This is a genomic window from Arthrobacter sp. CJL-S3, assembly GCF_056711635.1.
The window spans coordinates 3,367,995-3,394,539 of the sequence record NZ_CM160046.1 but is presented as its reverse complement, the minus strand read 5'-3'; the positions used below and the strand labels follow the sequence as shown (position 1 = coordinate 3,394,539).

At 67.1% G+C, this 26,545-nt stretch carries 33 protein-coding genes and 1 tRNA gene; 15 read left to right on the top strand and 19 right to left on the bottom strand.

The features are described from left to right. Positions 1-28: 28 nt before the first annotated feature. A complete protein-coding gene (locus tag AC06G6_RS15540; protein ID WP_479823463.1) occupies positions 29-634 on the top strand; it encodes a TetR/AcrR family transcriptional regulator in 606 nt (201 codons plus the stop codon). Positions 635-711: 77 nt separating this feature from the next. Here the strand turns inward: AC06G6_RS15540 and AC06G6_RS15535 are convergent, their stop codons facing one another. Beyond that, positions 712-1,347: a DUF2461 domain-containing protein gene (locus AC06G6_RS15535; protein ID WP_479823461.1), complete on the bottom strand. Its 636-nt coding sequence runs from the start codon at positions 1,345-1,347 to the stop codon at positions 712-714. 272 nt (positions 1,348-1,619) lie between these two features. Between AC06G6_RS15535 and AC06G6_RS15530 the strand changes: the two genes are divergently transcribed. From AC06G6_RS15530 to AC06G6_RS15515, 4 genes are read left to right on the top strand one after another with little or no spacing between them, the layout of a single operon-like run. Next, entirely contained in the window at positions 1,620-2,600 is a 981-nt protein-coding gene (locus tag AC06G6_RS15530) for an ABC transporter substrate-binding protein (RefSeq protein ID WP_479823459.1), read from the top strand. Further along, positions 2,597-3,439 (top strand): ABC transporter permease, encoded by an 843-nt coding sequence (locus AC06G6_RS15525; RefSeq protein WP_479823457.1) that lies wholly within the window; start codon positions 2,597-2,599, stop codon positions 3,437-3,439. The genes AC06G6_RS15530 and AC06G6_RS15525 overlap by 4 nt, the downstream gene beginning before the upstream one ends. Next, a complete protein-coding gene (locus AC06G6_RS15520; protein ID WP_479823455.1) occupies positions 3,436-4,209 on the top strand; it encodes an ABC transporter permease in 774 nt (257 codons plus the stop codon). The genes AC06G6_RS15525 and AC06G6_RS15520 overlap by 4 nt, the downstream gene beginning before the upstream one ends. Then, the gene (locus tag AC06G6_RS15515) at positions 4,199-5,074 is read left to right on the top strand and encodes an ABC transporter ATP-binding protein (RefSeq protein WP_479823453.1); all 876 of its coding nucleotides are present in this window, start codon (positions 4,199-4,201) and stop codon (positions 5,072-5,074) included. The genes AC06G6_RS15520 and AC06G6_RS15515 overlap by 11 nt, the downstream gene beginning before the upstream one ends. A gap of 100 nt (positions 5,075-5,174) precedes the next feature. On the opposite strand, the gene AC06G6_RS15510 is transcribed toward AC06G6_RS15515, so the two are convergent. After that, entirely contained in the window at positions 5,175-6,674 is a 1,500-nt protein-coding gene (locus AC06G6_RS15510; RefSeq protein ID WP_479823451.1) for a catalase, read from the bottom strand. A 24-nt stretch (positions 6,675-6,698) separates the two neighbouring features. Next, positions 6,699-7,166: a Fur family transcriptional regulator gene (locus AC06G6_RS15505; protein ID WP_479823449.1), complete on the bottom strand. Its 468-nt coding sequence runs from the start codon at positions 7,164-7,166 to the stop codon at positions 6,699-6,701. Between the two features lie 180 nt (positions 7,167-7,346). On the opposite strand from AC06G6_RS15505, the gene AC06G6_RS15500 reads away from it, so the two are divergent. Together AC06G6_RS15500 and htpX are read left to right on the top strand one after the other, a co-directional pair. Beyond that, a complete protein-coding gene (locus AC06G6_RS15500; protein ID WP_479823447.1) occupies positions 7,347-8,618 on the top strand; it encodes an MFS transporter in 1,272 nt (423 codons plus the stop codon). A gap of 51 nt (positions 8,619-8,669) precedes the next feature. Further along, positions 8,670-9,542, top strand: a complete 873-nt coding sequence (gene htpX, locus AC06G6_RS15495; protein WP_479823445.1) for a zinc metalloprotease HtpX — start codon at positions 8,670-8,672, stop codon at positions 9,540-9,542. Positions 9,543-9,962: 420 nt separating this feature from the next. On the opposite strand, the gene AC06G6_RS15490 is transcribed toward htpX, so the two are convergent. Then, entirely contained in the window at positions 9,963-10,454 is a 492-nt protein-coding gene (locus tag AC06G6_RS15490) for a YajQ family cyclic di-GMP-binding protein (RefSeq protein ID WP_226758422.1), read from the bottom strand. A 211-nt stretch (positions 10,455-10,665) separates the two neighbouring features. On the opposite strand from AC06G6_RS15490, the gene AC06G6_RS15485 reads away from it, so the two are divergent. Then, on the top strand, positions 10,666-10,920 hold the full coding sequence (locus AC06G6_RS15485) for a hypothetical protein (protein WP_479823443.1): 255 nt from the start codon (positions 10,666-10,668) through the stop codon (positions 10,918-10,920). Between the two features lie 150 nt (positions 10,921-11,070). After that, positions 11,071-11,152 (top strand) — tRNA-Tyr (locus AC06G6_RS15480). Between the two features lie 253 nt (positions 11,153-11,405). Here AC06G6_RS15480 and AC06G6_RS15475 read toward each other — a convergent pair. From AC06G6_RS15475 to AC06G6_RS15445, 7 genes are all read right to left on the bottom strand, one after another. Further along, on the bottom strand, positions 11,406-12,626 hold the full coding sequence (locus tag AC06G6_RS15475) for a glycoside hydrolase family 26 protein (RefSeq protein ID WP_479823441.1): 1,221 nt from the start codon (positions 12,624-12,626) through the stop codon (positions 11,406-11,408). Between the two features lie 152 nt (positions 12,627-12,778). Next, positions 12,779-13,207 (bottom strand): ATP-binding protein, encoded by a 429-nt coding sequence (locus AC06G6_RS15470; protein WP_479823439.1) that lies wholly within the window; start codon positions 13,205-13,207, stop codon positions 12,779-12,781. After that, positions 13,200-13,532, bottom strand: coding sequence for an STAS domain-containing protein (locus AC06G6_RS15465; protein ID WP_307460785.1), 333 nt, complete (start codon positions 13,530-13,532; stop codon positions 13,200-13,202). Before AC06G6_RS15465 ends, AC06G6_RS15470 begins: the two co-directional genes overlap by 8 nt. Further along, positions 13,516-15,513, bottom strand: a complete 1,998-nt coding sequence (locus AC06G6_RS15460; protein ID WP_479823437.1) for a glycosyltransferase family 2 protein — start codon at positions 15,511-15,513, stop codon at positions 13,516-13,518. The genes AC06G6_RS15465 and AC06G6_RS15460 overlap by 17 nt, the downstream gene beginning before the upstream one ends. Beyond that, a complete protein-coding gene (locus AC06G6_RS15455) occupies positions 15,510-16,853 on the bottom strand; it encodes a PP2C family protein-serine/threonine phosphatase (RefSeq protein ID WP_479823435.1) in 1,344 nt (447 codons plus the stop codon). The genes AC06G6_RS15460 and AC06G6_RS15455 overlap by 4 nt, the downstream gene beginning before the upstream one ends. A gap of 123 nt (positions 16,854-16,976) precedes the next feature. Further along, complete coding sequence (locus tag AC06G6_RS15450; protein WP_479823433.1) at positions 16,977-18,191, bottom strand: PP2C family protein-serine/threonine phosphatase; 1,215 nt, start codon at positions 18,189-18,191, stop codon at positions 16,977-16,979. A 184-nt stretch (positions 18,192-18,375) separates the two neighbouring features. Continuing rightward, positions 18,376-18,852 (bottom strand): hypothetical protein, encoded by a 477-nt coding sequence (locus tag AC06G6_RS15445; RefSeq protein ID WP_479823431.1) that lies wholly within the window; start codon positions 18,850-18,852, stop codon positions 18,376-18,378. Positions 18,853-19,248: 396 nt separating this feature from the next. Here AC06G6_RS15445 and AC06G6_RS15440 point away from each other — a divergent pair, with 396 nt between their 5' ends. Together AC06G6_RS15440 and AC06G6_RS15435 are read left to right on the top strand one after the other, a co-directional pair. Beyond that, entirely contained in the window at positions 19,249-19,704 is a 456-nt protein-coding gene (locus AC06G6_RS15440) for a DUF6325 family protein (protein ID WP_479823429.1), read from the top strand. Between the two features lie 32 nt (positions 19,705-19,736). Continuing rightward, entirely contained in the window at positions 19,737-20,063 is a 327-nt protein-coding gene (locus AC06G6_RS15435) for an SHOCT domain-containing protein (protein WP_479823427.1), read from the top strand. Between the two features lie 107 nt (positions 20,064-20,170). On the opposite strand, the gene AC06G6_RS15430 is transcribed toward AC06G6_RS15435, so the two are convergent. From AC06G6_RS15430 to AC06G6_RS15415, 4 genes are all read right to left on the bottom strand, one after another. Next, the gene (locus tag AC06G6_RS15430; RefSeq protein ID WP_479823425.1) at positions 20,171-20,668 is read right to left on the bottom strand and encodes an SRPBCC family protein; all 498 of its coding nucleotides are present in this window, start codon (positions 20,666-20,668) and stop codon (positions 20,171-20,173) included. Between the two features lie 15 nt (positions 20,669-20,683). Continuing rightward, positions 20,684-21,016 (bottom strand): ArsR/SmtB family transcription factor, encoded by a 333-nt coding sequence (locus tag AC06G6_RS15425; protein WP_479823423.1) that lies wholly within the window; start codon positions 21,014-21,016, stop codon positions 20,684-20,686. A 52-nt stretch (positions 21,017-21,068) separates the two neighbouring features. Then, a complete protein-coding gene (locus AC06G6_RS15420; protein ID WP_479823421.1) occupies positions 21,069-21,335 on the bottom strand; it encodes a hypothetical protein in 267 nt (88 codons plus the stop codon). 119 nt (positions 21,336-21,454) lie between these two features. After that, positions 21,455-21,640 carry a hypothetical protein gene (locus tag AC06G6_RS15415; RefSeq protein WP_479823419.1) on the bottom strand — a complete coding sequence of 62 codons (186 nt, stop codon included), beginning with the start codon at positions 21,638-21,640 and terminating at the stop codon, positions 21,455-21,457. Between the two features lie 165 nt (positions 21,641-21,805). Here AC06G6_RS15415 and AC06G6_RS15410 point away from each other — a divergent pair, with 165 nt between their 5' ends. After that, positions 21,806-22,120: a hypothetical protein gene (locus tag AC06G6_RS15410; protein ID WP_479823417.1), complete on the top strand. Its 315-nt coding sequence runs from the start codon at positions 21,806-21,808 to the stop codon at positions 22,118-22,120. 19 nt (positions 22,121-22,139) lie between these two features. Here the strand turns inward: AC06G6_RS15410 and AC06G6_RS15405 are convergent, their stop codons facing one another. The 4 genes from AC06G6_RS15405 to AC06G6_RS15390 are packed head-to-tail and all read right to left on the bottom strand — an operon-like array spanning position 22,140 to position 24,394. Beyond that, positions 22,140-22,499 (bottom strand): VOC family protein, encoded by a 360-nt coding sequence (locus AC06G6_RS15405; protein WP_307460763.1) that lies wholly within the window; start codon positions 22,497-22,499, stop codon positions 22,140-22,142. Between the two features lie 12 nt (positions 22,500-22,511). After that, positions 22,512-22,973, bottom strand: coding sequence for a DUF1810 domain-containing protein (locus AC06G6_RS15400; protein ID WP_479823415.1), 462 nt, complete (start codon positions 22,971-22,973; stop codon positions 22,512-22,514). Next, entirely contained in the window at positions 22,973-23,614 is a 642-nt protein-coding gene (locus AC06G6_RS15395) for an ANTAR domain-containing protein (RefSeq protein WP_479823413.1), read from the bottom strand. Before AC06G6_RS15395 ends, AC06G6_RS15400 begins: the two co-directional genes overlap by 1 nt. A 54-nt stretch (positions 23,615-23,668) precedes the next feature. After that, the gene (locus AC06G6_RS15390) at positions 23,669-24,394 is read right to left on the bottom strand and encodes a GAF and ANTAR domain-containing protein (RefSeq protein ID WP_479823411.1); all 726 of its coding nucleotides are present in this window, start codon (positions 24,392-24,394) and stop codon (positions 23,669-23,671) included. 241 nt (positions 24,395-24,635) lie between these two features. Here AC06G6_RS15390 and AC06G6_RS15385 point away from each other — a divergent pair, with 241 nt between their 5' ends. The 3 genes from AC06G6_RS15385 to AC06G6_RS15375 all read left to right on the top strand — a co-directional run bounded on the left by AC06G6_RS15385 (position 24,636) and on the right by AC06G6_RS15375 (position 26,542). Beyond that, a complete protein-coding gene (locus AC06G6_RS15385; RefSeq protein WP_479823409.1) occupies positions 24,636-25,358 on the top strand; it encodes a GAF and ANTAR domain-containing protein in 723 nt (240 codons plus the stop codon). Between the two features lie 15 nt (positions 25,359-25,373). Then, entirely contained in the window at positions 25,374-25,730 is a 357-nt protein-coding gene (locus tag AC06G6_RS15380; RefSeq protein WP_479823407.1) for a hypothetical protein, read from the top strand. Positions 25,731-25,813: 83 nt separating this feature from the next. Continuing rightward, the gene (locus AC06G6_RS15375) at positions 25,814-26,542 is read left to right on the top strand and encodes an MgtC/SapB family protein (RefSeq protein ID WP_479823405.1); all 729 of its coding nucleotides are present in this window, start codon (positions 25,814-25,816) and stop codon (positions 26,540-26,542) included. The last annotated feature ends 3 nt before the right edge of the window (positions 26,543-26,545 follow it).

The following is a 26,545-nucleotide window of genomic DNA, read 5'->3' as shown; positions in this document are numbered from 1 at the left end:
TTAACGGCCCGCTCCCTATGATGGAACCATGGCCCGCCCAGCACGACCGGAACGCAAAACAGAGCTGTTGGCCGCCATTCTGGACTACCTCATGGACAAGACCCTCGCGGAGCTCACCTTCCGGAGCCTGGCCGAGGGCCTGGGGGTCAGCAGCTATGTGCTCGTCTACCATTTTGGCCACCGCGAGGAGCTGGTGAACGAGATCATCCGCACCATCGAGTCCCGGCTGGACAGCATCCGGGCCACGGACGTGCGGGACATCGACCGGGACGCCTGGCGGGCGTTCCTGCTGGAGTCCTGGCGCTGGACCATGGCGCAGCGCAACCGGCACCTGGCCCGGCTGGAATTCGAGGCGACCGCGCAGGACATCGTGGCGGATCAACCCCGCGGAACGGCGCAGGAACATTTCAGGATGCTGCACGAGAAAGCACGGGACTGGCTGATGCTCCAGGGCATCCGCGAGGAGTTCGCCGACACCGACGCCCGGCTCTTCACCGCCGCGTTCTACGGGCTGCAGTTCGACTTCGTCGTGAACAACCAGCCCGAGGAAGCCAGCCAGGCCTTTGACCTGATGCTGCTGGTTTTCTTCAACAACCTGGACCGGCGGCTCGCCACCGACGGCGAACACATCTGACCGGCCCAGCCGACACGGCAGATCCGAACCGGCACATCCGGCCCCGTCCGACGTCGCTCAGGCCCCGTCCGACGTGCTCAGGGCGCGGCGTAGCGCCCGATCCACTCCACCAGCGGCCGCAGGTCCTCCCAGCGCCGGGCCACCTCCCGGGCCGCGCCCGGCGTTGAGATCCAGTCCGGCCGTCCCACGTGCATGCCGGCGGCGAGGGACTTGTGCTTCAGCAGGTCCGCGCGGGGATGGTCCTTGGCGAACCCCCGCGGAACCGTCTTCAGGGTCTCACCCTCCACGGTGAAGCCCAGCGCCGCGACGTGCGCGACGATCTGCTGCAGGACTCCTCCGCTGGAGGGGGCGTCCACCGCACTGCGGAAGCGGGCCAGCTGGGCAGGTGTGTGCGTGTGGTATCCACCGCCAATGAGGAGGCCGTCGGCGTCGAGTTGAATGTAGTACCCCGTTCCCTCGGCAACGGCGGCAAGGGCTCCCTGGGCCGTTTTGTAAGGCGATTTGTCCGGGGAAAACCGGATGTCCCGGTGGGGCCGGAACAGCCTGGCTTCGCCGAACTCCGGCTCCAGCTTTTCCAGCAGCCCGGTCAAGGGATCCTTGACCGCGGAGTCGTAGGTGGATTTGTGTTCCAGCCACCAGCCACGGTTGTTGTTGTGTTCGAGTTCCGCGTAGAACTCGAAGGCGGCGTCCGGGATGCCTGAAAATGGGGTCATGTCTGCATCCTAGGGAAATGGCGTGCCTCACCGCGAGCGGCGCCAGCCATATGTGGAAAGTCGAGGACACCCCGCCGCGGTAAAGGTGAGGCGCCGAGGGTCTCGCCCTCACATCCCGTGGACGCACCCGTCTCAGAGCTGTAACAATGAGCCGGTTGTGGTTGACCTCACCTGAGGTTTAGATCAGACTTAATTTGAACGTCTGTTCGAATAGCGAACATTTGGGGCTGGGGGCTAGTCACTCCCATGCCAATGGGCACATAGGAGTGAACATGAAACGTCGTTTTATTGCCGTCTTGGCAGCCGCATCCGTTCTGGGACTGTCGGCCTGCGGAAGTGGCTCGCCCAGTTCCACGGGAGGCGGCGCCGCCACCGGCGGCGGAGATTCGAGCCTGACCAAGGTCAGCGTCGGTGTCATTCCGATCGTCGACTGCGCCCCCATCTACCTCGGCGACAAGCAGGGCTTCTTCAAGGAGGAGGGACTCCAGCTGGACATCCAGACCGCAACGGGCGGAGCGGCGATCGTCCCCGGCATCGTCAGCGGCAGCTTCGACTTCGCCTTCTCCAACCTCATCTCGGTCATGGTCGCCAAGGACAAGGGCCTTGACCTGAAGTTCGTCGCCAACGGTGCCTCCACCACCGGTGAGATCGGCAAGGACATCGGCGGCGTCGTTGTCCCGGCCGGATCGAGCATCCAGTCCGCGAAGGACCTCGCCGGCAAGACCGTCTCGGTGAACAACCTCTCCAACATCGGCGACACCACAATCAAGTCCGTCATCGAAAAGGACGGCGGAGACCCCAACAGCGTGAAGTTCGTTGAGGTGGCCTTCCCGGACGCCCCGGCGGCCCTGGCCAACAAGCAGGTGGAGGCCGCCTGGATCCTCGAGCCCTTCCTGTCCAAGGCGGTGGCTGAGGGCGGCAAGGTGGTGTCCTGGAACTTCGTCGAGATGCACCCGGAGCTGGACATCGCCGGCTACTTCACCAAGGCGGAGACCATCCAGGGCAAGGCCGAGCTCACGCAGAAGTTCACCCGCGCCATGAACAAGTCGCTCGAATACGCGCAGCAGCACCCGGAGGAGGTCCGCGCCATCGTGGGCACCTACACCAAGATCGACGAGGCCGCCCGGGCCGCGATCGTGCTGCCGCGGTACCGGGTCGAATTCAACCAGGACGCGTTCAAGACCCTCGGCGACGCCGCCGCCAAGTACGGCACGCTGACCAAGGCTCCGAACGCAGACGAACTCCTCCCGTGAGTTCAAAGACCCTGGCCTCCGGTGCTGCCGCTCCCAGCGTGGAGCGGCAGCACCGGCAGGTCCGCAAGATGCCAACCAAGCAGCTGCTCGGCCTCGCGGGGATCCTCGGATTCCTGCTCACCTGGGAACTCATTCCCCGGCTCGGCCTCGTCGACCCCAACTATTTGCCGCCCGCCAGCGAGGTCATTGCCGCGCTGATCGTCGATTTTGGGCTCACGGCCTTCTGGGTCGCCGTGGGCGAGACCATGAAGGCCTGGTTCCTGGGCCTGCTGATGGCCGTGGCAGCCGCCGTCGTGCTCGGCTTCATCATCGGCTCCAGCAACTTCCTGCGCAAGGCCACCAACTCCACGATTGAATTCCTGCGCCCGATCCCGTCGGTCGCGCTGATCCCGCTGGCCGTGCTGATGTTCGGTGTGAAGATCGAGTCGTCGCTGCTGCTGATCGTGTACGCCGCCTTCTGGCAGGTCCTGATCCAGGTGCTCTACGGCGTGGCCGACGTCGACATGGTCGCCAACAACACGGCCAGGACGTACGGCCTGGGCAGGATGGCCCGGATCCGCTACGTCGTCTTTCCCACCACCCTGCCCTACCTGATGACCGGGGTGCGGCTCGCCGCCGCGGTGGCGCTGGTCCTGGCCATCACCGCGGAACTGGTGATCGGCTCCCCGGGGCTCGGCCGCGAGATCGCCCTGGCCCAGTCCGGCGGAGCGATCTCGGGCATGTACGCCCTGGTGCTCGCCACCGGCCTGATCGGCGTGCTGATCAACATGCTGATGCGCTTCATCGAAAAGAAGACCCTGTCCTGGCACTCGTCGGTCCGTTCCGAGGTGTTCGTATGAAAACCCTGAAGAATCTCGGCTACCTCCTGGGCCTGCCGGTGATCCTGATCCTGATCTGGTGGGCCGCCACCCTGGAGACGGAAAACTTCTTCGTTCCCACCCCGGCCAGCCTCGTCGAAACCTTCGCCGAGGTCTGGTTCGGCGAGCGTATCTTCACGGATGTGCTGCCCAGCATCGGCCGGCTCGCGGTGGGCGTCCTCGTGGCCATCGTCATCGGCGTCGTCGGCGGCGTCCTGATCGGATCGGTCAGATGGCTCCGGGCGCTGCTGGAACCGACGCTGGAGTTCTTCCGCGCCATCCCGCCTCCGGTCCTGGTGCCGGTCCTGATGCTGCTCATGGGCATCACCGACACCATGAAGGTCGTCGTCATCATCTCCGGCTGCATCTGGCCGGTGCTGCTGAACACCATCGAGGGCGTCCGCGCCGTCGACCCGGTGCTCTCCGACTCCGCCCACACCTACGGCATCGACGGCTGGGCCCGCGTCCGCTACCTGGTGCTGCCGTCCGCCAGCCCGCAGATCATGGCCGGCGTGCGCCAGTCGATGTCCCTCGGGCTGATCCTGATGGTCATTTCCGAAATGTTTGCCTCGTCCTCGGGACTGGGCTTCGCCATCGTCCAGTTCCAGCGATCCTTCTCCATCCCGGAGATGTGGTCCGGCATTGTGGTGCTCGGGCTGCTGGGTGTGGGCATGTCATTCATCTTCCAGTGGGCCGAGCGGAACATCCTGCGCTGGTACCACGGCCAGAAAGAGGTAGAAAATGCAGCCTGACCCAACGCAAGCGGCCCCGGAAGCGATGCTCTCCGTCCGCGGGCTGAAGAAGGTGTACCAGACCGACGGCGGCGACGTGGAGGCCGTGCGGAACCTCACCTTCGATCTGCGCGCGGGGGAACTGGCGTGCCTGGTGGGGCCCTCCGGGTCCGGGAAGACCACGCTGCTCAAGTGCATCTCCGGGCTGATGGCCCCGACCGAGGGCGAAGTCCTCCTGAACGGCAAGCGCGTTTCCGGTCCGCCGAAGAAGATGGCCGTGGTGTTCCAGGAATACGGACGCTCGCTCTTCCCGTGGATGCGGGTCCGGGACAACGTGGAACTGCCGCTGAAAAACCAGGGAGTCCCGCGGGCCGAACGTGACCGGCTCGTGGATGAGGCCCTCGAAGCGGTGGGCCTGTCCCACGTCCCGCGGTCCTACCCGTGGCAGCTCTCCGGCGGCATGCAGCAGCGCGTGGCGATCGCCCGCGCCATCGCGTACCAGCCCGAGGTCCTGCTGATGGACGAGCCGTTTGCGGCCGTGGACGCCCAGACCCGGGCGGACCTGGAGGACCTGATCCGCACCGTGTGGAAGAAGCTGGGCATCACGATCCTGTTCGTCACCCACGACATCGACGAATCCGTGTACCTCGGCGAGCGGGTCATCATCCTCTCCAGCTCCCCGACGGTGATCCAGGAGGACATCGCCGTCGACCTGCCCGAGGAGCGCGACCAGCTGGAGACCCGGTCCCTGCCGCGCTTCACCGAACTGCGCCACCACGTCTACGAGCAGATCCAGCTCGCCAAGAAGGGCGACCGCCCGGCCGCGGCGGGAACACCGTCCGCAGGCCCGACGCCGGCAGCCGCCTCGGGCGCGGATGTCGCCTAGACGGTCACGCCCGTAACGTCACCAACAAAAAGCACCCCGCCACGCGGACCGGTTCAGGTCCGCGTGGCGGGGTGCTTTCTTGGTGCCTTGAGCGGGACGATCAGACCTTGTTGGCGGCCTCGGCGTCGGACTCGACCTGGCCGGCGCCCAGGTTGGCGCGCAGCTTGGCGCCGAACTCGGCGTCGACGTTGGTCCAGTACTGGATGGCGCGTTCCTTGATCTCGGCGTTCTTGACGCCGCTGACGGCACCGGTGACGGTGTCCAGCAGGCGGGCCTTGGCGCCGTCGTCGAACACTTCGCGGTACAGCGTGCCGGCCTGGCCGAAGTCGCCGTCCTCGGCGTGCAGGGAGTGCGCGGAGTGCGTGAGCTCACCGTCGTTCTCCCAGCCGCCGGCCGGGTTCAGCGGCTCCACGGCAGCCGGGCCGCCGAGGGAGTTCGGTGCGTAGACCGGAACGGACGGGGCGTTGAAGAGGTACCGGCCCTGGCCGTCCTGGCTGTAGTTGTTGACCTGGTTCTTGGGCAGGTTGACCGGCAGCTGGGCGTGGTTGGTGCCCACGCGGTAGCGGTGCGCATCGGCGTAGGAGAAGATGCGGGCCTGCAGCATCTTGTCCGGCGACGCGGCGATGCCCGGCACGAAGTTCGACGGCGCGAAGGCGGCCTGCTCGATCTGCGCGAAGTAGTTCTCCGGGTTCCGGTTCAGCTCCATGGTGCCGACCTTGATCAGCGGGTAGTCCGCGTGCGGCCACACCTTGGTGAGGTCGAACGGGTTGAACCGGTAGGTCTTGGCATCCTCGTACGGCATGACCTGGACGTGCAGGTCCCAGGAGGGGAAGTTGCCGGCGGCAATGTTCTCCTGCAGGTCGCGGATGTAGAAGTCGCCGTCGGCGCCGGCCAGGGCCTCGGCCGCGTCCCCGGTCATGGAGTTGACGCCCTGGTTGGAGCGGAAGTGGTACTTGACCCAGAAGCGCTCGCCCTCGGCGTTGATCCACTGGTAGGTGTGCGAGCCGTAGCCCTGCATTTCACGCCAGGAGGCCGGGAGGCCGCGGTCGCCCATCAGCCAGGTGACCTGGTGCGCGGACTCGGGGGAGAGGGTCCAGAAGTCCCACTGCATGTCGGCGTCGCGCAGGTGGGTGCCCGGGAGGCGCTTCTGCGAGTGGATGAAGTCCGGGAACTTGATGCCGTCGCGGATGAAGAACACCGGGGTGTTGTTGCCCACGAGGTCGTAGTTGCCCTCGGTGGTGTAGAACTTCACGGCGAAACCGCGGGGGTCGCGCCAGGTGTCGGGGGAGCCTGCCTCGCCGGCGACGGAGGAGAAGCGGATGAGCATCTCGGTCTCGGTGCCCGGCTGGAACAGTGCGGCCTTGGTGTACTTCGAGACGTCCTCGGTGGTGGTGAAGGTACCGAACGCGCCGCCGCCCTTGGCGTGCACCACGCGCTCCGGCACACGCTCGCGGTTGAACTGCGCGAGCTTCTCGATCAGGTAGTGATCGGTGAGGATGATCGCGCCGTCAGCACCGACGGATTTCGAGTGGGCATCGGATGTGACCGGGGCACCGGTCTGTGTTGTGGACACGGCGGGCGCAGAGATGTTCTGAGTCATCGTTCTCCTATTTCTTGGTTGTACTTATTTACGTTCGGAGGGAAGTTGTTGGGTCCGCTGGCAGTCCTGGCAGATGCCCTGGTACAGCACATCGGCGATCTGGATGGTCATCGGACTGGCGTTTTCGTCCCAGCTCGGCGTCAGGCACGGCGCATGCCCGACGGCGCATTCGACGTCCTCCACGCGGCCGCAGCTGATGCAGACGGCGTGGTGGTGGTTGTCGCCCACCCGCGTCTCGTACAGGGCGGGGGAGTGCGGGGGCTCGAAGCGGCGCAGCATCTGCAGGTCGGTGAGGTCGCCCAGGACCACGTAGACGGACTGTGCGGTCAGCTCGGGGAGGTCCTGGCGGGCGGCGGCGAGAATGTGCTCGGCCGGGGAGTGCGGGTGGTGTTCGACGGCGGTGAGCACGGCCAGCCGCTGTTTGGTCACCCGGCGGCCGTGGGCGCGCAGGGCGGCAGCCCATGCCTCGTGGGTGCCCGCCGAATCCGTCATGCCCCCATTCAAGCACCTATTATGAGTCGATCATAATAAGGCGCGCCTATGACGCCGCTCCGGCTTTGGCGTCGCCGGCGGCCCCGGGGGCTCTGGGGGCTCCGGGGGCGGCGGCGGCCAGGCTGCGCGTCGGGCACCGGGTGCGCCGGCCTGCCGCTCCGGCGCCACTAGAGTGTCCGGGTGGGGAAATATCTGGCGGACATCACGCCCTTGCGCGAGAGTCCGGCGTTCCGCCGCCTATGGTTGGGATCCACCGTCGCAGCCCTCGGGAGCCAGCTGACCCTCGTGGCCGTGAGTCTGGAGGTCTACCGGCTCACCCAGGACAGCCTCTACGTGGGACTGCTGAGCATCTTTGCCCTCGTCCCGCTGGTTTTCGGCGGGCTGCTGGGCGGATCGATCGCGGACGCCCACGACCGCCGCACGGTGGCGCTGCTGGCCTCCTCGGTGCTGTGGCTGACCACCGCCTGCCTGGCCCTGCAGGCCTGGCTGCAGCTGGGGAACATCTGGGTGCTGTACGCCCTGGTGGCGGTGCAGAGCGGCGCCCAGGCCATCAACCAGCCGGCCCGCAGCGCCATCATCCCGCTGCTGGTGCGCAAGGAGCTCCTGCCGGCCGCCAACGCGCTGAGCATGATCAGTTTCGGCCTCACCCTGACCGCCGGGCCGCTGCTGGCCGGGCTGCTGGTGGCCACGGTCGGCTTCGCCTGGACCTACACGATCGACGTCGCCACCTTCGCCTTCGCCTTGTGGGCTCTGTTCAGGCTGCCGGCCATGCCGCCGGGGGAGCATGCGCGGCCCGCGGGGCTGCGGTCCGTCGTCGAGGGCTTCCGTTTCCTGGGCACCCGCCCCAACCTGCGGATGACCTTCATCATCGACCTCGTCGCCATGATCTTCGCGCAGCCCCGGGCGCTGCTGCCCGCGATCGGCGCCGTGATGATCGGCGGCGGCGAGGCCACGGTGGGGATCCTGCTGGCCTCCACCGCGGTCGGTGCGTTCCTGGCCGGTCTCTTCTCCGGCCCGCTCGGGGCGGTGCGGCGGCAGGGGGCCGCCGTCGTCTGGTCCGTGATGGGCTGGGGCGCCTCGGTTGCCGGCTTCGGCCTCGTCGTCGTCCTCGCCGGGGACTCCGGCGCCGGCGGCGTGACGTGGTGGCTGCTGCCCGCGGCCCTGTGCTGCGGGCTTGCCGGCATCGCCGACTCCGTCAGCGCCGTCTTCCGCACGACCATCCTGCAGGCCTCCACGCCGGACCACCTGCGCGGCCGGCTGCAGGGCGTCTTCATTGTGGTGGTGGCCGGCGGACCCCGGGTGGGGGACATGCTGGCCGGTGGTGGGACTAAAATTTTGAGTGAAGGCTGGGTCCTGCTTTTGGGCGGCCTGCTGTGCATCGCGGTGGCCTGGGCCGTGGCGCACTGGCAGTCGGGCTTCCTGAAGTACGACGCGCGGAACCCGGTGCCCTAGCGGGACGTTTTTCTTGTGCGGGTCGATATTGGGACGACTTCGGGAGGAATCGTGCATCAGCATCACAACGGACTGAAGACCGCGGCCCTTTTCGGTGTGCTGTGGGCGGTGCTGCTGGGGCTTGGCGCGCTGATGGCCTCCAGCATGCGCAGCGCCGCCCCGATCTGGATTATGGCGCTGGTAGGCGTCGCGACGACGGCCTACGGCTACTGGAACAGTGACAAACTCGCGATCCGGGCCATGCAGGCCTATCCCGTGACGGAGGCACAGGCGCCCCAGCTCTACCAGATTGTCCGGGAGCTCTCCGCCGAGGCGCAGCAGCCGATGCCGCGGATCTACCTCTCGCCAACGATGGCCCCGAACGCGTTCGCCACCGGACGGAACCCGCAAAACGCCGCGGTGTGCTGCACCGAGGGCATTCTCCGGATGCTCGACGCCCGGGAACTGCGCGGCGTGCTGGGCCACGAGCTTATGCACGTCTACAACCGGGACATCCTGACCGCCTCGGTGGCCGCCGCCGTCGCCGGTGTGATCACGTCGGTGGCGCAGATGTTCCTGATTTTCGGCGGCGGAGGGGACCGGCGCAACGCCAATCCGATCGCCGCGATCGCGATGGCGCTGCTGGCCCCGTTTGCCGCCTCGCTGATCCAGATGGCCATCTCCCGAACCCGGGAGTTCGACGCCGACGAGGACGGTTCCAAGCTCACGGGGGACCCGCTGGCGCTCGCCTCGGCCCTGCGCAAGATTGAGCAGGGCGTGCAGCTCGCGCCGCTGCCGCAGGACCAGCGGCTGGTCAACGCCTCGCACCTGATGATCGCGAACCCGTTCCGCGCTGGCGGCGTCGCGAAGATGTTCTCCACGCACCCGCCGATGGGCGAGCGGATCGGCCGGCTGGAGCGGATGGCAGGCCGGCCGCTCGGGTAGCTGGGCAGATTGACCGGGGTGCATCCGTCCGGGGGCCGCTCGGCTGGCAGGCGGGCTGGACCGAGGTGCATCCCCGCGCCGGCCGCTCGGGTAGCCGTGCGGGTTCGGCCGGGGGTGCAGCCGTCCGGGGGCACTTTGAGCCCGGATTTCGACGGCGGCGCCTCAGCTGACGGCGTATCCGCGCCAATGTGCCCCCGGAGCGCGGACCCGGTCGCGGCGGATGCCCTGGATCTGGGTCCCAGGGGTCCGCGGACAGGAGTGGATGCGGCGTCGTGGGTGGAGCGGAAACCGGGCTGCGACGCGCAAGTGGCCCCGTGACGCGCTAAAGGGCTGTCGACACCGGTATACCGGCGCGCCAGCCCTTCAGTGCAGCGTCAGGAAATATGCGCAGCGTGAGGAAACCTGCGCCGCGGAGAGACCCTAGCTGCGGAAGTTCACGAACTGCAGGTCGGCCTCGTCGAAGCCCTTCAGCAGGTTCATGGTCTCCTGCAGGTCGTCGCGGGATTTGGAGGTCACGCGGAGCTCATCGCCCTGGATCTGCGACTTGACGGACTTGGGGGCCTCGTCGCGGATGAGCTTGTTGATCTTCTTCGCGAGGTCCTGCGCGATGCCCTCCTTGATGGTGGCCTCGAGCCGGAACTCCTTGCCGGACGGGTAGGGCTCGCCCGTTTCGAGGGACTTCAAGGAGATGCCGCGGCGGATGAGCTTGGACTGCAGCACGTCCAGGACCGCGAGGACACGCTCTTCGGAGTTGGCCTTCATGAGGATCTTCTCGTCGCTGAAATCGACCTCGGCGCCGACTCCCTTGAAGTCGTAGCGCTGGACCAGTTCCTTCTGCGCCTGGTGCAGCGCGTTGGCGACTTCCTGCTTGTCGACCTTGCTGACGACGTCGAATGTGGATTCGCCTGCCATGACTGTCCTCCTGGTGGTTGGGGGGTGCCCGGTAAGGGGCCGTTGTATCTGCAATCCAGCCTAGTACGGATGCCCCTGATGTGAAGTCCGGCGGTGCGGCGGCCCCTTCACAGTCCGGTTCACAGTCCGCTCAAAGCTAAGTCAGGGCGGGAACGAAGTTTCGGGGAGGAGAGTTGCAGAAGTTGGAAGAGTCGCTCGAAGGGTACAGCTCATGCAGAACAAAGCCGTCCGGTACGTCGTCCGCTCCACGGCAGCCGCAGCCGGTGGTATCGCCACCGCCGCGACCTCGGTGGCGGCCGCGACGCTGGCTGCCTCGATCATCTTCAGCCCGGCCGCGGATGCCTCGTCGCGGCTGGACGGCGTCCATGCTGATCTGGCCCGTGCCATCCAGCTGAACCAGATCACGGAGGAGCAGGCGGCGAGGTTTGAGTCCAAGCTCGCCGGCCGCATCCTCGGTGATGCCTGATTTTCCGGGCTTTTTCGGGCCTCAAAGCGCCGATTCGATTCTTCGGCAGAAGTTCTGTAAAGTTGTCTTGCCCGCGGTTACTGGAAGCGGAACGGACTGGAAACAGGCGTTCTGACGATGGAGGCCGCGAGTGATCTTCTTTTGAAGTTCGGCAGATTACCCGAGCGGCCAAAGGGGGCTGACTGTAAATCAGCTGGCAACGCCTACGGGGGTTCGAATCCCTCATCTGCCACCCTTGGAAAAGCCTCCGGAACCACCAGGTTCCGGAGGCTTTTTCTTTGCCTGCCTCAGACCGGAGTGCCCGCCAGGACTCTGTTTCCGCGCCTGTTTCGGGCGCGGGACGCGGATTCGGACGGCGGCACGCCGGATCCGCGTAGCGTGCGTCCGGATGCGGAGCGGAACGTGCAGAGCATCCCGGATCCGCGTAGCGCGCGTCCGAATGCGCAGCGGAACGTGCAGAGCATCCCGCCGGAAGCGGCCTCCGGTTACCGGGGGCGCGCGGCCAGGGCAGCGGCCAGCGCCGTGGCGGAGCCGGTGCTGCTGTTGATCCGCCAGTCGGTTTCCTTGTTGAAGTGGAACCAGACCACGGCCGTGACGTCGGCCTGCGCGGCGAGGTAGCTGATCAGCGCCGTGTTCCAGTCCGCCTTGGATCCGCCCTGTTCCGCGGACGAGGTTTCCGCGATGAGCACCGGCTTGCCCGGCGCGAGCCCTCTCAGTTCGGCGAGCCCCGGGCCGAAGAGCTCCGCCGGGGCGATCCAGCTGCTCCAGGCCGCCGAGGTGCCCCAGTTGTACCCGTCGAGGGCCACTGCGTCCACGTATCCGGGTCCGGGGTAGAGGCCGTCGAGCGGTGTTGACCCCCAGTAGGGGACGTTGGGGTTCCAGACCCAGGTGATGTTGGTGGCGCCGGTGCCGGCGACGACGTCGTGCACGTGCCGCCACGCGGCGGCGTAGTCACCGGGTCCGTTCCCGTTGATGCCCTCGGCCCACGGGTACCAGTTTCCGTTCATCTCGTGGCCGAAGCGCAGCATCACGGGGTGCCCCCAGGACGCCAGGGCCGCGCCCCACTGCCGCAGGTAGGGGTCGAAGTCTCCGGCGGTGATGCGGTCGAGGGCGTAGGCGGGCTGCTCGGTTCCGCCGCCCCAGGCCCAGGGCTCCCACGTCAGCAGGGTCGTGGCGCCGCGGCTGCGGGCGGCGTCGAGCTCCGGAACGGGCGGGGCGTGGTTGAAGTCCTTGTAGGACAGAATGACGGACGGCACCTCGCCGGCGAGGGACGCGGCCTGGTCCAGTTCCGCCGAGGCCATCGCTCCGCCCGGGGTGCCGACGCCGAAGCGCAGCGGCGAGCTGCTGATGGCCGGCGGCGGCGGCGGTGCAGGGGCGGCGACGACGGTGAAGGCCGCCGAGGCCCTGACGGTCCCGGCGGTGGCCTGGACGTCAAGGACCGGTTGGGTCGTCTGCGGGATGACGACGGCGGCCGTGAAGTATCCGGAGGCGCTCACCTTGAAGGCGGCGGAGCTGGTGCCGGCGTTGAGGGTTCCGGCGCTTTTTTTCGGGAACCCGGTGCCGGTGACGGTGACCGTGGTTCCCGCCGGGCCCTGGGCCGGGCTGAGGCTGATGTTCGCGGTGGCGGCCTGCGCGGGGACCGCTGCCAGCGACAGGCTCAGGACCACAAGGGCGAGGACGCAGGCCAGGCTTCTTATCGGCTTCAATCGAACTCCTCGGCCGGACGCCGGGTGCGGCGGGGCGTCGTGACGGTACCCGGCCCCCACCGGAAGCCGTAACTTCCAGTGTCCGCTACGGCCGTCCCGCTAAAGGGGCCAAAAAGGCGCAGGACATCCCGAGGATTGCCCAAGGATTCCGCTCAGTCATTCAGCGGGGACTTGGACAGGATCCAGGTGTTCGTCCCGTCCTGGCGCCTGAACGTCACGGTGGTGACGAGGGCGCGGATAAGGGCGAGGCCGCGCCCGGATTCCGCCTCGCCGTCGGGCATGGCGGGGTCGGTGTCGATGGGGTCGGGGCACGCCGCGCCGAACGCGCTCACCCTGGCCTCCAGCCTGAGGGGCGTGACGCTGATGTCGACCCCGAGTTCCACCGGAGACGTGGATTCGGGAACCGCATGCTGCACCACGTTGCTGGCAGCTTCGATGACGGCCGTGGCGAAGGTCATCCGGTCCATGTCCGGGACGAAGGAAGCGTCCTCCCACAGCCCGTCCAGCTCGGTGTGCACGGCCTCGATGGCTTCCGGAAGTGCCGCCTGGCGCAGCGTCCGCCGGGCGAGGACGTCAGTCATCGCCGAATGCTTCGGCCGCGGAGGGGTAGGACGTGAGGACCTTGTCCATGCTGGTCAGGCCCAGGACCATCTGGACCTGGGGCTGGACTGCCGCGATCCGGAGGTCGCCGCCGGCCTGCCGTGCGGCCTTGAGGCATCCGATGAGGGCTCCGAGGCCGGAGGAGTCCATGAAGGCAGTCTCTTGCAGGTTGATCACAATCCGGGAGGTACCCGCCGCGACGACTTCCGCCACCAGTTCCCGCAGTTTCGGCGCTGACACCATGTTGAGCCGGCCGGCGGCCGTTATCTCGGCGTAGCTGTCTTTCACTTCATAGCTCAGGTCCACGGATGGCCCTTTCTTTGGATGACTCGGTGCTGCTGTCGGTCTCATCGTCGGATTCGACGGCCGGGTACCCGCGGTACAGGACGGCCCGGACCAGGATGCTCATGACGACGAGGTCAAACACCACCCAGAGTACGTTGACGAGGGTGCCGACCGGTTCGGACATTCCGGCGGCAAGCCGCCCAATCCCAACAACCGCCGCGATGACCAGCAGGACGGACACGGCGATCTGGGGCCGGATCAGGCTCCACCGCGGTCCGCCGGACTGCCGGTCCTTGGGGGTGACGGCGAAGCCGAGGGGGCGTCCCAGCCAGACGTTCCGGGCCGCCGTCGTGCACGCCTTGATCCAGGTCGGGAACAAGGCGAGGCTGTACTGCTGCCCGCGCCAGGTGGGGATGCCCTTCCCGGCAATGGCGAACAGGAGCTGGTTCACCACCATGAACGGGATGAACCTGACGAAGAAATCCGTGCTCAGGCTGGTGACGGGCAGGATGCCGAAGAGCAGATAGACGATCGGTGCCGCGAAATAGACGACGGCGGCGAAGCCGCTGAGGTAGGTCCACATGGTCGCGAAGTACATCAGCCGCTGGCCGAACTTGAGCCCCCGCTGGACCAGCGGGTTCTCCCGCAGGAAGACCTGCATGGTGCCCTGGGCCCAGCGAAGCCGCTGGGTCAGCATGGTGCCGATGTCCTCCGGTGCCAGCCCGTACGCCAGGACCTCGTGGTGGTACACGCTCTGCCAGCCCATGGCGTGGAGCCGCATGGCCGTGGCCATGTCCTCTGTCACGGAGATGGTGGCCAGCGGCATGACCGGCTGGGCCTCGTCGGTGCGTTCCACCGACAACGCGTCCAGCACCGCCTGGACGGATTCGATGGCACCGAGGGGGGACCAGTCACGGGCCGCCATCCGCTGCACCGCGTCGTCGGTCACCACGGGCACGCCCGCGTCGCCGACTTCCACCGGGGACATCGCGGCGATCTCCTCGAGGTCGGCCTGCAGGGCGGACACGTCGGCCATCACCAGCGACTGGACCGCCTGGTCCACCCGCCGCCGCGCCCGGTAGGTGATCTCGCTGAGCGACTCGCCGGCGTCGAGCCGGCGGCGGGCCTCCTGGGTGGCCTCTTCGACCTCGTCGAGGGTCTGCTGCAGGAGTGGCGATTCGCTGGAGGCCGCCTTGCGGGCCTTGCGGATCGCGGCCTGGGAGGCGCTGAGGGCGCGCCGGATGCTCTTTTCCGTTTCCTTGACGTAGCCGACCAGCCCCAGCTGCATCAGGGCCTCCCGCCGGAGCACGGCGTTGGAGCCGCAGAAGAAGGCAGCATTCCAGCCGTCCTTGCCCTGCTGGATCGGGCCGTAGAACAACGGCGCCTGGCTGCCCAGGGGATCGCTGGCCGGAACGTTGCTGAAGTACTGGGGCGTCTGGACGAGGGCGACTCTGCGGTTGTTGAAGTAGCCCAGCGTGTTGTCCAGGATGTCCGGTTCCGGGATCTGGTCCGCGTCCAGGATGAGCAGGAACTCACCGGCGGTCATCATCAGCGCGTTGTTCAGGTTCCCGGCTTTGGCGTGCCGGGGCATCCCGCTCCACGCCGCACTGCGCGTCACGTACCCGAGCCCGTGCGCGGCAGCCAGGTCCCGGAGTTCCGGCCGGTCCCCATCGTCAAGGATCCACGTGCTGTGCGGGTGCCGGATCTTCTGGGCGGCCAGCGCGGTCGTCATCACCAGGTCCAGCGGCTCGTTGTACGTCGTAATGAAGACGTCGACCGTGGCGTCCGCGGGGGCCGGGGCCGGTGGTGTGCGGGTCTTGAGCCGCCAGACCGTCATCCCGAAAAGCATGACGTCGATCAGGCTGTAGGTTTCGGCGATGACAAGGGGCACGGCAATCCACCAGGCGTCCCAGTTCAGCGATGCCAGCCAGCGCCAGGCAATGTAGTTGACCCCGGTCAGCACCGTCAGGACGACGACGAGCCGGACCCAGAAGGGCCTCATCGGGTTGCCCCGGCGTGCGGGGTCGGGCTCTGGCTATCGCGCCGGACGGCCAGGATTGTGACGTCGTCGGGGTTGGAGCTTCCCTGCGCCCGCCGGCGCACGGCGTCCACGAGCTCTTCCGCGGACCCCGCACAGACGGCGAGCCTGCCGATCTCGTCGACGGCGGCGAGTGTTCCGTCATAGAGGTCCAGGACGCCGTCGCTGAAGCTGACAATCATGTCCCCGGGGCCCAGCCGCGTTTCCAGTGATTCCCAGCGGGTGTCCGGGAGCAGGCCAACCGGAAAGTTGTCGGAGGCGAGCCTCTCCCAGGTGCCGGCCGCCCGGACCACCAGGGTCAGGCCGTGGCCGGCGTCCGAGTAACGGATCCGCCCGTCGGAGGCCCTGAGCCGGGCGTGGAAGAGTGTCGCGAAGGAGCCCGCCTGGCTCAGGTCGGTGGCGAGGCAGTCCTGCGTGAGGGTCAGGGCGGTCGCGGGGTCATGGCTGTTGCGGGCACTGCGGATGACAGCCCGCGTCGTGGCGGCGATCATGCCGGCGCCGGCTCCCTTGCCCATCACGTCGCCGAGGGTGAAACCGAGCCCCTCCTCGATGAGGTACCAGTCAAAGAAGTCCCCTCCCACAGCGGTGGAGGGGATGCAGGCCCCGGCTGTCTGGTAGCCGGGGAGGGGAGCGGCGTTCTTCGGCAGCAGGAAGCGCTGGATCTGGGCGGCCCGGCTGAGTTCGGCAGTGGCCGCGGCCGCTTGCTCGCGGGCGGTGTGGAGACGGCGTCGTGCCCGTTGCGCCAATTCGTTGACCACAAGGGCTCCCAGGACGAAGATCGTCGTGCTGAACAGCCCGCGGAAAAGCTCATTGGGGTTCGCGTCGATGCTTGACCCGAGAGCAAACGGGACCATGATGGCAATCGTCGCGCCCGCGGCAGCGTAGGCCACGTGGCGCCGGCCCTGCATGGCGGCGAACCAGAGGACCGGCAAGAGGACAATCGAGGCATAGATGGAGTGGCTTTCCCCCGTGCCGTGCCGCAAGGCTCCGGCCGCCAGGAAATCCAGGCACGGCACAATGACGGCAAAGCGTGCCAGCTCCGGTTTGGCCGCCAGGGCGGCCAGCGCGGTGGCCGCTGCCGTCAGCGCTGCACCGGCTGCCAGTGCCGTCCAGTCGCTGACCGTCAGGGTCGGGATCGCACTGCTCATGGCCGCGGCGACGATGAAGAACAGCACGAACGGCAGCTGTTTATGCAGCGGCGACAGCTCGTCCACGCCCGTCAACAGTGAGGGCATCTGGTGCCGCCGCCGTGGTTGCTCGTCCACACCCGTCACGACGGCTTCCCGTGTTACCGTTGCCGCCACTGACTCCCCTATACCTAGACTTCCCCAGCTCTTGTCCCCATGAATCCTACCGACGCTTTTGGGGTGAAAGCTCCGGCGGGAACGCCGGCCCGCCCCGGAGCGGCCCCGGAGCGGTGTCGGAGCTTAGGTGCGGCCCGGGCCGCGCTGGAAGAGGACGGCCGTGATGTCGTCCAGAACCACGGATTTTCCCCGCCGGTCGCACAATTTCTTGACGGCCGTGTCCGCGTCGTCCTGCGTCCGGCTTTCCGTCATGGCGGTGGAGAGCAGGCCGAGGTCGCCGCCGTGGAGGTCGAGGAGGCCGTCGGTCGGAATCAGGACCGCGTCTCCGGGGGAGAGCGCGAAGGGGCGTTGCGTCCAGGTCGCGCCGGGGACCAGCCCCAACGGCGGGCCTGTGGGCGGCAGCCGCTCGACGGTGCTGTCGGCCCGCAGGATGTGGGTCAAGCCCTGTCCGGCGTCAGCATAGAGGCCGGTGCCGGTTGCCGGGTCGATCACGGCGTGGAAGACCGAGGCGAAGGACCCGGCGCGGGCCAGGGTCCCGTCCAGGCGGTCCGCTGCGTCCCGGAGGAGGCGGGACGGGTCCGCGTCCCAACCGGCGTCGGCGAAGGCGGAACGCGCCGCCCCCGCCACGAGCCCGGGTCCGACACCCTTGCCCATGGCATCGCCGACGGTCATGCGGAAGTGCCCGGCCCCTGTGGTGCCGAGGTCGTAGAAGTCCCCGCTGAGCCCGAAGGCGGGATAGAAGCAGACTCCCAGCGAGTAACCGGCCGGGGCCGGGGGAGTGACCGGCAGGAGCGCCCTTTGGGTGCGGGCTCCTTGGTCGATGTCCCAGGACAGGTTCATCTCACGCTGGATGATTTGGGTCAGATCCTCCAGGATCTTTCGCTGTTCCGCATTGAAGGACCGGGGCGACTGGTCGATGATGCAGAACGTTCCGACATGGGTGCCGCCCGGTCCGGTGAGGGGGTGGCCGGCATAGAACTGAATGTGGGGGTCGCCGGTCACGAGCGGGTTGTCCCGGAAACGATCGTCGGTGAGGGCGTTCTCCACGATCAAGGTTTCGGAGGACTTGAGCGTCTCGGCGCAGAACGCATCACCCCGGTCCGATTCGCGGGACAGCGGACCTACAAACGATTTCAGGTACTGGCGGTTCTCGGCGATCAGCGACACGCTGGCTGCGCTGACCCCGAACAGGCTCTGCGCCAACCGCGTGATCCGGTCGAAGCGCTCCTCGGAAGGTGTGTCCAGCAGACGGGTCCTGGACAGGTCCTCCAGCCGCGCCCATTCCGGGGCATTCGGACCCCGAAGGCTGCTGGGGGATGGGTGTTCCGTGCTTGTCATACGTCCTCCAACTTTGAGGGAAAACACCCGCCATGGACCTACTCGTCAGATTAGACGGGTCACCCCGATTCCGCGGTGGGCGCTCAACCTCGAATGAGCTTACAGCCCATCGCAGGGTGCAGAGATGCGTTGTCCTTCCCGCACCGACAGTCAGCAGATGACGAGGTGAAAGGGCGGTCCCGCTTCAGACCAGGATCGTCCCAACTGCCCAGAGGCCCGTGACGGCCCCGATGATGAGGACCGGGCGGTTCCAGGTGGAGACCACCCCTGTTGCCGGGCCGGGCAGGGCCGCAGCACGCCCCTCGTGCCAGGCGGTGACGACGGCGTCGCGGCCCGTTCTCCCCGGTGTGCTCCAGCTGCCGAACCGTCGGCCTTCTGCCCTGATCGCAACGGGGTAGCGCACCCGGACGTCGTAGACGGCCGGGTAAGGGATCCGGTGGTTGCGCAGGGGATTGACCAGTTCATAACCGTCCGTCAGGGTGCGGACGCACGGCCGCCACAGCGTGCAGTAGATGAGCCACGAAGCCAGGAAATGCCACGGTGCGGCTTCGACGCCGTCCCTCGTCTCCCCGACCAACAGCAAGGGCCCAAGGGACGCGCCAACCCCGAGCCAGCCGAGGACGGCAAGCGGATGAGCGTACGCCGGCCGGTGTGTGGTCACCAACGGCGACCACTTCCCAGCCCCGCCTGAACGGCCGGCCCGCTGGTACTGCGAGTTGTAGTCCGTTGTCCCCAATTGGTCCCCCACGTCTCTTCCCGCCGTCGTCGTGTCCGAGAAACGTACCGCACTCCTGCCTCGCTGCGGGCGTGCAGCCCGTTTGTTCGGGCTCACCCGAAAGGGATGATGCGGCCACCCAGCCCCGGGCGCTGTAGTGGTTCTGTAGGAGCCTGGAAGCTTTCAAGGGATGCGAGCCACCGGAGTCCGGTCCGGCGCTGGACCGGCCGCCGCCTCGCCCCCGGGATCACCCGATGCGGGTGGTGACGCCCCGGCAGGTGACGACCACACTTTAGACGAGCGCGCCGGACAGGGCGCTGCAATCAGAACGGAGGAAAGCCAGTGACAACCACACCGGAGACCGAGGCCCACGGGCCGGTCGACTTTGTGCTCCTCGAGTTCCCCATGGCAGGACTGACCGGACGGGCGAGCGAAGAGCTCATAAGGCTCGTGGAGCAGGGTGTGATCCGGCTCTTCGATCTCCTCGTCGTCATGAAGAACGAGGACGGCACGGTCGAGGTGCTCGAACTCACCGACCCTGGCGGCCCCGCGGAGTCGTTCGCCTACTTCGAGGGCGCGCATTCCGGGATTCTCGGCGAGGAGGAAATCGCCGAGGCAGCAAGCGCGATTCTGCCGGGCACCCTCGCCGCACTGATTGTCTACGAAAACATTTGGGCGGCACCTTTCGTGGCGGCCGTCCGCGACGGCGGGGGCGAGCTCGTTGCGAGCACAAGGATCCCCGCCCCGGACGTCATGGCAGCGCTCGAAGCGCTCGATGACATGCCGCCCGTGGGCTGACACCCAAGACGCGATGCGAGAGGAGAAAGATTATGGGACTGCTTAGGGGTATGGCGCGGACGGCGGTCGTTGCCGGGACGGCATCGGCGGTCAGCGGCCGCGTCCAGCGCAGGCAGGCTTCGAAGTTCGCCGAAAAGGACGCCGCGACCGCTGCGAAGCAGCAGGAGGCCTACGACGCGCAGATGGGGCAGCAGCAAGCTGCGTACCAGGAGCCGGCTGCGCCCCCGCCTCCGCCCGCCGCAGGCGGAATCTCTAACGAAGCCATCCAGCAGCTCAAAGAGCTCGCGGCGCTGAAGGAGCAGGGGATTCTCACGGAGCAGGAGTTCGGGGTGCAGAAGGCGAAGATCCTCGGCGGCTAAGTCCGGCCGGCCCGCTCCACCCGATAAAACACCCCCGCAACTGCCCGGCAGGCGTCTGCGGGGGTGTTCCCGTGCGGATCCGGTTTCTTGCCGCGGACCGGCTCCGGTCAGCTGACTTTGGTCTCGGCGAGGATGGCGTCGATCTGGGCGAGGGCCTGCATCATGCCCTCTTCCATGCCCATGGCGAGAACCTTCTCCAGCGCCTCCGCGGAGTCAAAGGTCGACACCATGGTCATCCGCGTGCGGTTGTCGACTGCCTCAAGCTCCATGACGGCGTGGCTGGTGCCCATCGAGGGGTCCGGATCGCCGTTCTCGTCGGCGAAACCGTCGTCGAACTCCAGGCGGTGCGGAGCCTCGATGGCGGTGAACCGCCACCATCCCCGGCCCTTCTCGCCGTCGGGCCCGGTCATGTAGTAGCTGGCTTTTCCGCCGGGCACGAAGTCGTGGCTGGCGAAGGTCGCGGGCCAGGTGGGCGGGCCCCACCAGCGTTCCAGCTTGCGCGGGTCTTCCCAGACCTGCCAGACACGCTCGACGCCGGCATCGAACTCGGCGACGACGGTGAAGCTCAGGGCTTCGGCATTCTTCTGCGAACTGATAACGGTCATGACGGAACTCTCTTCCTATCCCTCTGCGAGAATGTCTGCGATCCGGTCAGCCCGCTGCCGCCAGATCGTTTCGTACTCATCGAGCAGCCGTCGGGCGCGTTGTAGGCCATCGTGGTGGGCCCGCACGATCTGCTCCCGTCCGCGCCGTTCCTTCGTCACGAGGGAGGCGCGCTCCAACACCGCCACGTGTTTCTGCACGGCGGCGAAACTCATGGCGTAGTGCTCCGCCAGCCGCGATACCGAATATTCGCCGGCCGTCACGCGGGTGACGATGTCCCGGCGGGTGGCATCGGCGAACGCCTGGAACAGGCGGTCAAGGGCAGCGTCTCTGAGCTCATCTACAACCATTTGGTTGTAGAATAATCCGCCTATTCACCTGTGTCAACGGGTTGCCGGTGGGCTACTTAACCATCCCGGGGTGCACCGCGACGAACTCGATCGCGTTGGCGGGCTGGACGGTCCTTTTCGGCGCCCGGGTGTATCCCTTCGCGTCCAGGTGGTTCTCTGCCCGGTACACGGCCAGGGCCTCGTCGTAGAGGGTGTTGAGACGCTGGCCGGTGAACTCCTCCCTGGAGCCATCATTGAAAGTGACGGCAATGACGGTGCTGCCGGGGAAGTGCCTCTTCATGCGGATGAAGCCTTCGGCGTCCTGCTGGAGATTGATCAATGCGGTCCTGCCTTCGTATTGGGGACTTCCAGTCTCCCGCACGTTCCCCGGAACGCCCGCACGGCGGGGGCGTGACGGAGCGGAAGGCCCCTCGGGGAGGAGCCTTCCTTGGTTTCCAGCTAGACCTTCTCGCGGGTTCGGTCAGTCGTGGCCGGCTCCTCGACGGTGAATTCCCTGCTGCGGCGGGGGAAAGCCCAGAACTTGAAACCAGGCGATTCCACCCGGGGCTCCGGGAGCACCTCAGTGTCCTTTGATTCATCCTTCTTGATGTCCCGCCGGAACTCCTTGTTGTACTGGTAGCACATCACTGACCTCCTTATCATGACTGCCCCTTAATCCTCCTCCCCGTCCCCCCTCGCGTCGATACCCTTCTTGCCGGACCGGGGGAATCCCGGGGAATACGGATGCCCTTCCGGATCGGCGATGGACCGGCTTTACTGAAACCAGCGACACACAATGGAGGGGGAACCATGAAGTCCAACGGAACATGGCAGATCGTGGCGGGCAGCCTGGCCCTGGCTGCGGCCGTTTTTGTCCTGCCGGCACCGCTTTTCCAGGTGGCCAGCGGCAGTGCCGATGCGGGAGCGACCGGTCTGTTTGTTCTGGGGCTGGCGTTACTTGCCGGCGGCCTCGGACTGCTCGGCGTCGGACTGTACCGCCGCTCCCGCGATCTGAAGACCGCGCGGACCTACGCCACCAGGGAGCCGTCTGCCCTGGACGAGGACCGGCCGGTCAACCCCTACGCGATCCCGAAGTCCTACGGCGCGCTACCTCCGCTGTCGTGACTCGGTCCAGCACCGGCTGCTACCGTCCGGCCGTATCCACCACGCAGAAGCGGTTGCCCTCGGGATCGGCCAGAATGACGTAGTCTGCGTCGGCCGGACGTTTGCTCCATTCCACACGGCTCGCGCCGAGCCGCAGGAGCCGGTCGACGTCGCGCTCCTGCTGTTCCGAATAGAGGTCGAGGTGGATTCGGGGCGGGACCTGGACCGTCGACGGGACGCGGTCCAGGGAGACGTTCGGGCCGCCTCCGTTCCGCGGCTCGAGGACGACGAAGTCCTCTTCGGGAGGCCGCCGTGGCACGTAGTCCAGGGCGGCAGTCCAGAAGTCCAGTTGGCGCTGGAGATCATCGACACGGATGACGATCGAGCCGATGCTGATCATGGGATGCGCGCCCTAATCCCCGCCGAGGAGCTGGTCGGTGGCGGCGTCGGGCAGACCGTCGAAGTACTTCGCCAGGACCTGCTGGAAGACGACCTTCCGGGGGTCCGCCCGCAGGAAGAGGGTCATCGAGGAGTGCAGCTTCCGCTCGTCGGTGCCGCCGAAGATCTGCCTCGCGGTGCGCCCCTCGAGACCGGCCACAGCCCCGGCGCACTCGGCCAGCCGCGGACCCAGCACGGGGTGGCCCAGATAAGCCTTCGCCTCATCGAGCGAGGTCACGGCATACTTTCGGGCCGTCGGGCTCTGCCCGAGCCCGGCGATTTGCGGGAACACAAACCACATCCAGTGGGTGCGCTTGGATCCCGCCCGGAGTTCCTCGAGGGCGTGCCGGTACGTGCCGCCCGCGTCCTGGGCGGTAACGAACCGTTCCAGATCGAAGGGATCCGCCGCGGCGTCCTCCCCGGATTCGCGTGACATCACTCCTCGAACCGGGCCGTCATGTCGGTATCGCCGGCGATGGAGGCCACCACGGCCGCCGCAACGTCACGGATCTTCATGTTCCTGTTGTTCGAAGTATTCCGAAGGATCTTGAAGGCGGCTTCCCGCCCGCAGCGGTTCTGGGCCATGATCGCCCCGATCGCTATGTCGATGATGGTCCTCGACTGCATGGCCGCGGCAAGGTCATCCCGGGAGTCGCTGAGCTGCGAGACCCGCAAGGCGAGCAGGAGGGCCCGGGAGGCTTCGACGGCAAACAGATGTGCGTGCTCGACATCGTCGCTGGAGAATGCCTCGGTCCGCGGCGAGTAGAAGTTGACGACGGCGGAGCTGTCGCCGTCGAGCACGAGCGGGATCCGAAGCGTGCTGGCGGACTCCTCGCTGGTGCTGCCAGCATCTATGGAGGCCTGTTTCCGCCGGTGGACGGTGATCCCGCAGGACACCTCGGTGCCCGGGTGCGAGAGTTCCGCCGCCGCAAGGCTGGCCAGATCGGCCAGGAAATCGTCGACGCCGGACCCCGCCCGGGTGCTCTCCAGCAACAGGCCCAGCAGTGTGCTGGCGTCGCCGCTGACCCGGCCTCTGATGTTGTGCGCCGTAGACGATACGGCACGGTCCTCACGCATTTGTCGCCCCCAAGTCCCAGCCGCGCGCTGAGAAAACGGCGGCTTTCTCCCATCCTATTGCGGAGGGTCAACTGAGGGTAGCGAAGCGCCCTCCAGGATATCCGCGGCAATGGTGTGGAGCTTCGTGTCGGTTGCCCTGGCGGCCAGATGGAGCAACTCCAGGGCCTGCTCCCTGCTGCACCTGTTCTGAATCATGATGAGGGCGACGGCGGCGTCAATGACGGCGCGGGACTTCAGGGCGGACCGGAGATGCTCCGGGTAAGTCTCCGGAGGGTGGACTTTGAGGGCCAGCCGCAATATCCGGGAGATGGACGCGGCGTGGCGCTCCACCTCCGCGACCGTCTCGCTGTTGAAAACGCCGCTTGTACGGGCATAGCAGTTCAGGGCCGCGGCTGCACCCGGATCCGTGGCGATCGGCACGGCCAGCACCGACCGGATGCCCTCGCCGGAGACCGCCGAGGCGTAGTGCGCCCAGCGGTCGTCAGCCGCCACGTCAGGAACCAGGACGGTGATTCCCCGCCGCAACGCCGTCAGGCAGGGGCCGTCGTCGAACGTGTACTGCTTCTCGTCCAGCCGTTTCGCTTCCTCGCCGCTGCTGGCGACCGTGGCCGGGGAACCGTTCCGTTCCACCGTGATGGCGCACAGCATGGGCTCCGGACCGCCGAGGAGCGTTGCGGAGACGGTGGTCAAACCCAGGAGAAACTCAGTGAACCCCGGACTTTCCAGCAGGAGATCCTGAAGTTGCTCGGGGGTGGGAGATGCGCCGGTACCGGAAACCATGCCGGCCTCAATCCTACGAACGCCTGAACGTATGTGACGAGCCGGCTCAGCGGCGGCGGACTCTTGATCGCCCGCAACCCAAATAGCGAATACCTGCACCTGTCACGGCCACAGCTACTAGCGACACTACGCCGTGCGGAGGCCGGTGAATATAGGCGCCCCCGGCCAGCCGCCGTATGCTTGACTCCTGCGGCGATACGCGCCGGCTGGCGTCGCGCCGGTATGGACTTCTGAGGTGAAGATGAGCGTAGAACTGCCGCTGGCTGACGAGATCACCGCTGTTTTCGCCCGAGCCACCAAGCTGCTGCTGACCGAACAGACGGTTGCCCACGCCCTCCGGCTGATCACCGACGCCGCGACGGCGGCGATTCCCGGCGCGATAGGCGCCGGAGTCTCCCTGATCAACCATTCGGGCCTGCGGCAGACGACTGCCGCCTCCGACGCCGTCGTGGCTGAAGCCGATGCACTGCAGTACGAGCTGGAGGAAGGCCCGTGCATCACGGCCTGGGCGAGCGGGGAAACGGTCCTGGTGGAGGACCTTGCCTCGGACCGGCGCTGGCAGCGCTGGTCTCCCGCCGCGGCGGCCCTGGGCATTTCATCCTCGATAAGCTGCCCACTGCTGTCCGGCGATCTTGCACTCGGAGCGGTGAAGATCTACTCCGACGGCGGACAGTTCGCCGGCAACGGCACGGTCCGTCTGGCCGAACTCTTCGCCGAACAGGCGACGCTCTTTGTCATCCACTCCCACGCCCGTGAGGCTGCCCGGACGCTGAGTGACCGACTGCAGGAATCCCTGGCGCAGAGGGACACGATCAGCATGGCCAAGGGCCTGCTGATGGCCCGGAACGGCACCAATGATGACGACGCACTCAGGGATCTGATGATGCTGTCGCGGCAGACTGGGAAACCCCTGGCGCTCGTCGCGGCGGAACTGCTGGCTGCGGCCAGGACCTTCGAAAATTAAGCGCAGGACGACGGCATGGCCTTGGGCGACGAGGAGAGCGAACAGCGGCAGCGATTCGCCGACTCGCTGCGCCATGCCGACGTCAGCGTTGAAGAGCTGTGGCTGCGGTACTTCACCCTGGGCGGCCACGCCGGGCAGTTCGAGATTGAGGCCTACATCCACGGCGCCATGGCGCTGCCGGCACTTCAGCGGGACATCCTCGCCCACGCACTGAACGAACGCCTCGATGAGCTGTACTCCCGGGCGCCCCGGGCGCCCTACAGCGTCGAGGCCCCCGACAACAGGCCCAACGACGAGCCCGACGACGAGCCCGACGACGAATCAGACGACGAATCAGACGACGGGTCCGAAAAAATGCCCGACGACGGCTGACTGCCGCCTTGCTAGAGTCAGCCATAGGGTGAGTGATCCGGGCCGGTCCGCCACCAAGTGACGGGCCAAGGAAGGTGGGCGGTATGTTCGCATTCTTCACCGACACCAGCCTGATGGAAGCCGGTCTGCTGGCCGCGACGTTCGTGCTGTGTTCAGCGATCGGCATTGAGCGGCAGGTCCGGCAGAAGAGCGCGGGCTACCGGACCCATGTGCTGGTGGGACTCGGCTCGTGCGCCTTCACCCTCGTGTCCGCGTACGGCTTCGCCTTCGTGATGGAGCCCGGAGCCGTCCTGGACCCGTCCCGCATCGCGGCCCAGATCGTCAGCGGCATCGGTTTCCTGGGCGCAGGCGTCATCTTCAAGGGCCGGGACGTGGTCCGCGGCCTCACGACGGCCGCGACCATCTGGGTATCCGCCGCAGTGGGCATGGCCTGCGGAGCCGGCATGGTCTCCCTGGGCGCCGTGCTGACGGTCTTCCACCTCCTCACGCTGTTCGTGATTGCCCCGGCGGTCCGCAGGATTCCCTCCGTGGACAGAAACCGCGTCATGCACATCGATTACGCCGATGGCCAGGGCGTGTTGCGCCAGATCCTCGAAATCGCCACCACCATGGGGTTCAGTTCCTCGATCCTGCGCACCCGCAGGACCGGCGATGAGCAAAAGCCGATGGTCTCGATGGAAGTGCGGTTCTTCGGCCGCCACCCGCTGCGCAACCTCGTGCTTCCTCTGATGGACCTGAACGGCGTCGCCAGCGTGACTGTCCGGGGGACCGATTCGAGCGAGGACGACGACGACGACGATGACGAAGACTGAGGC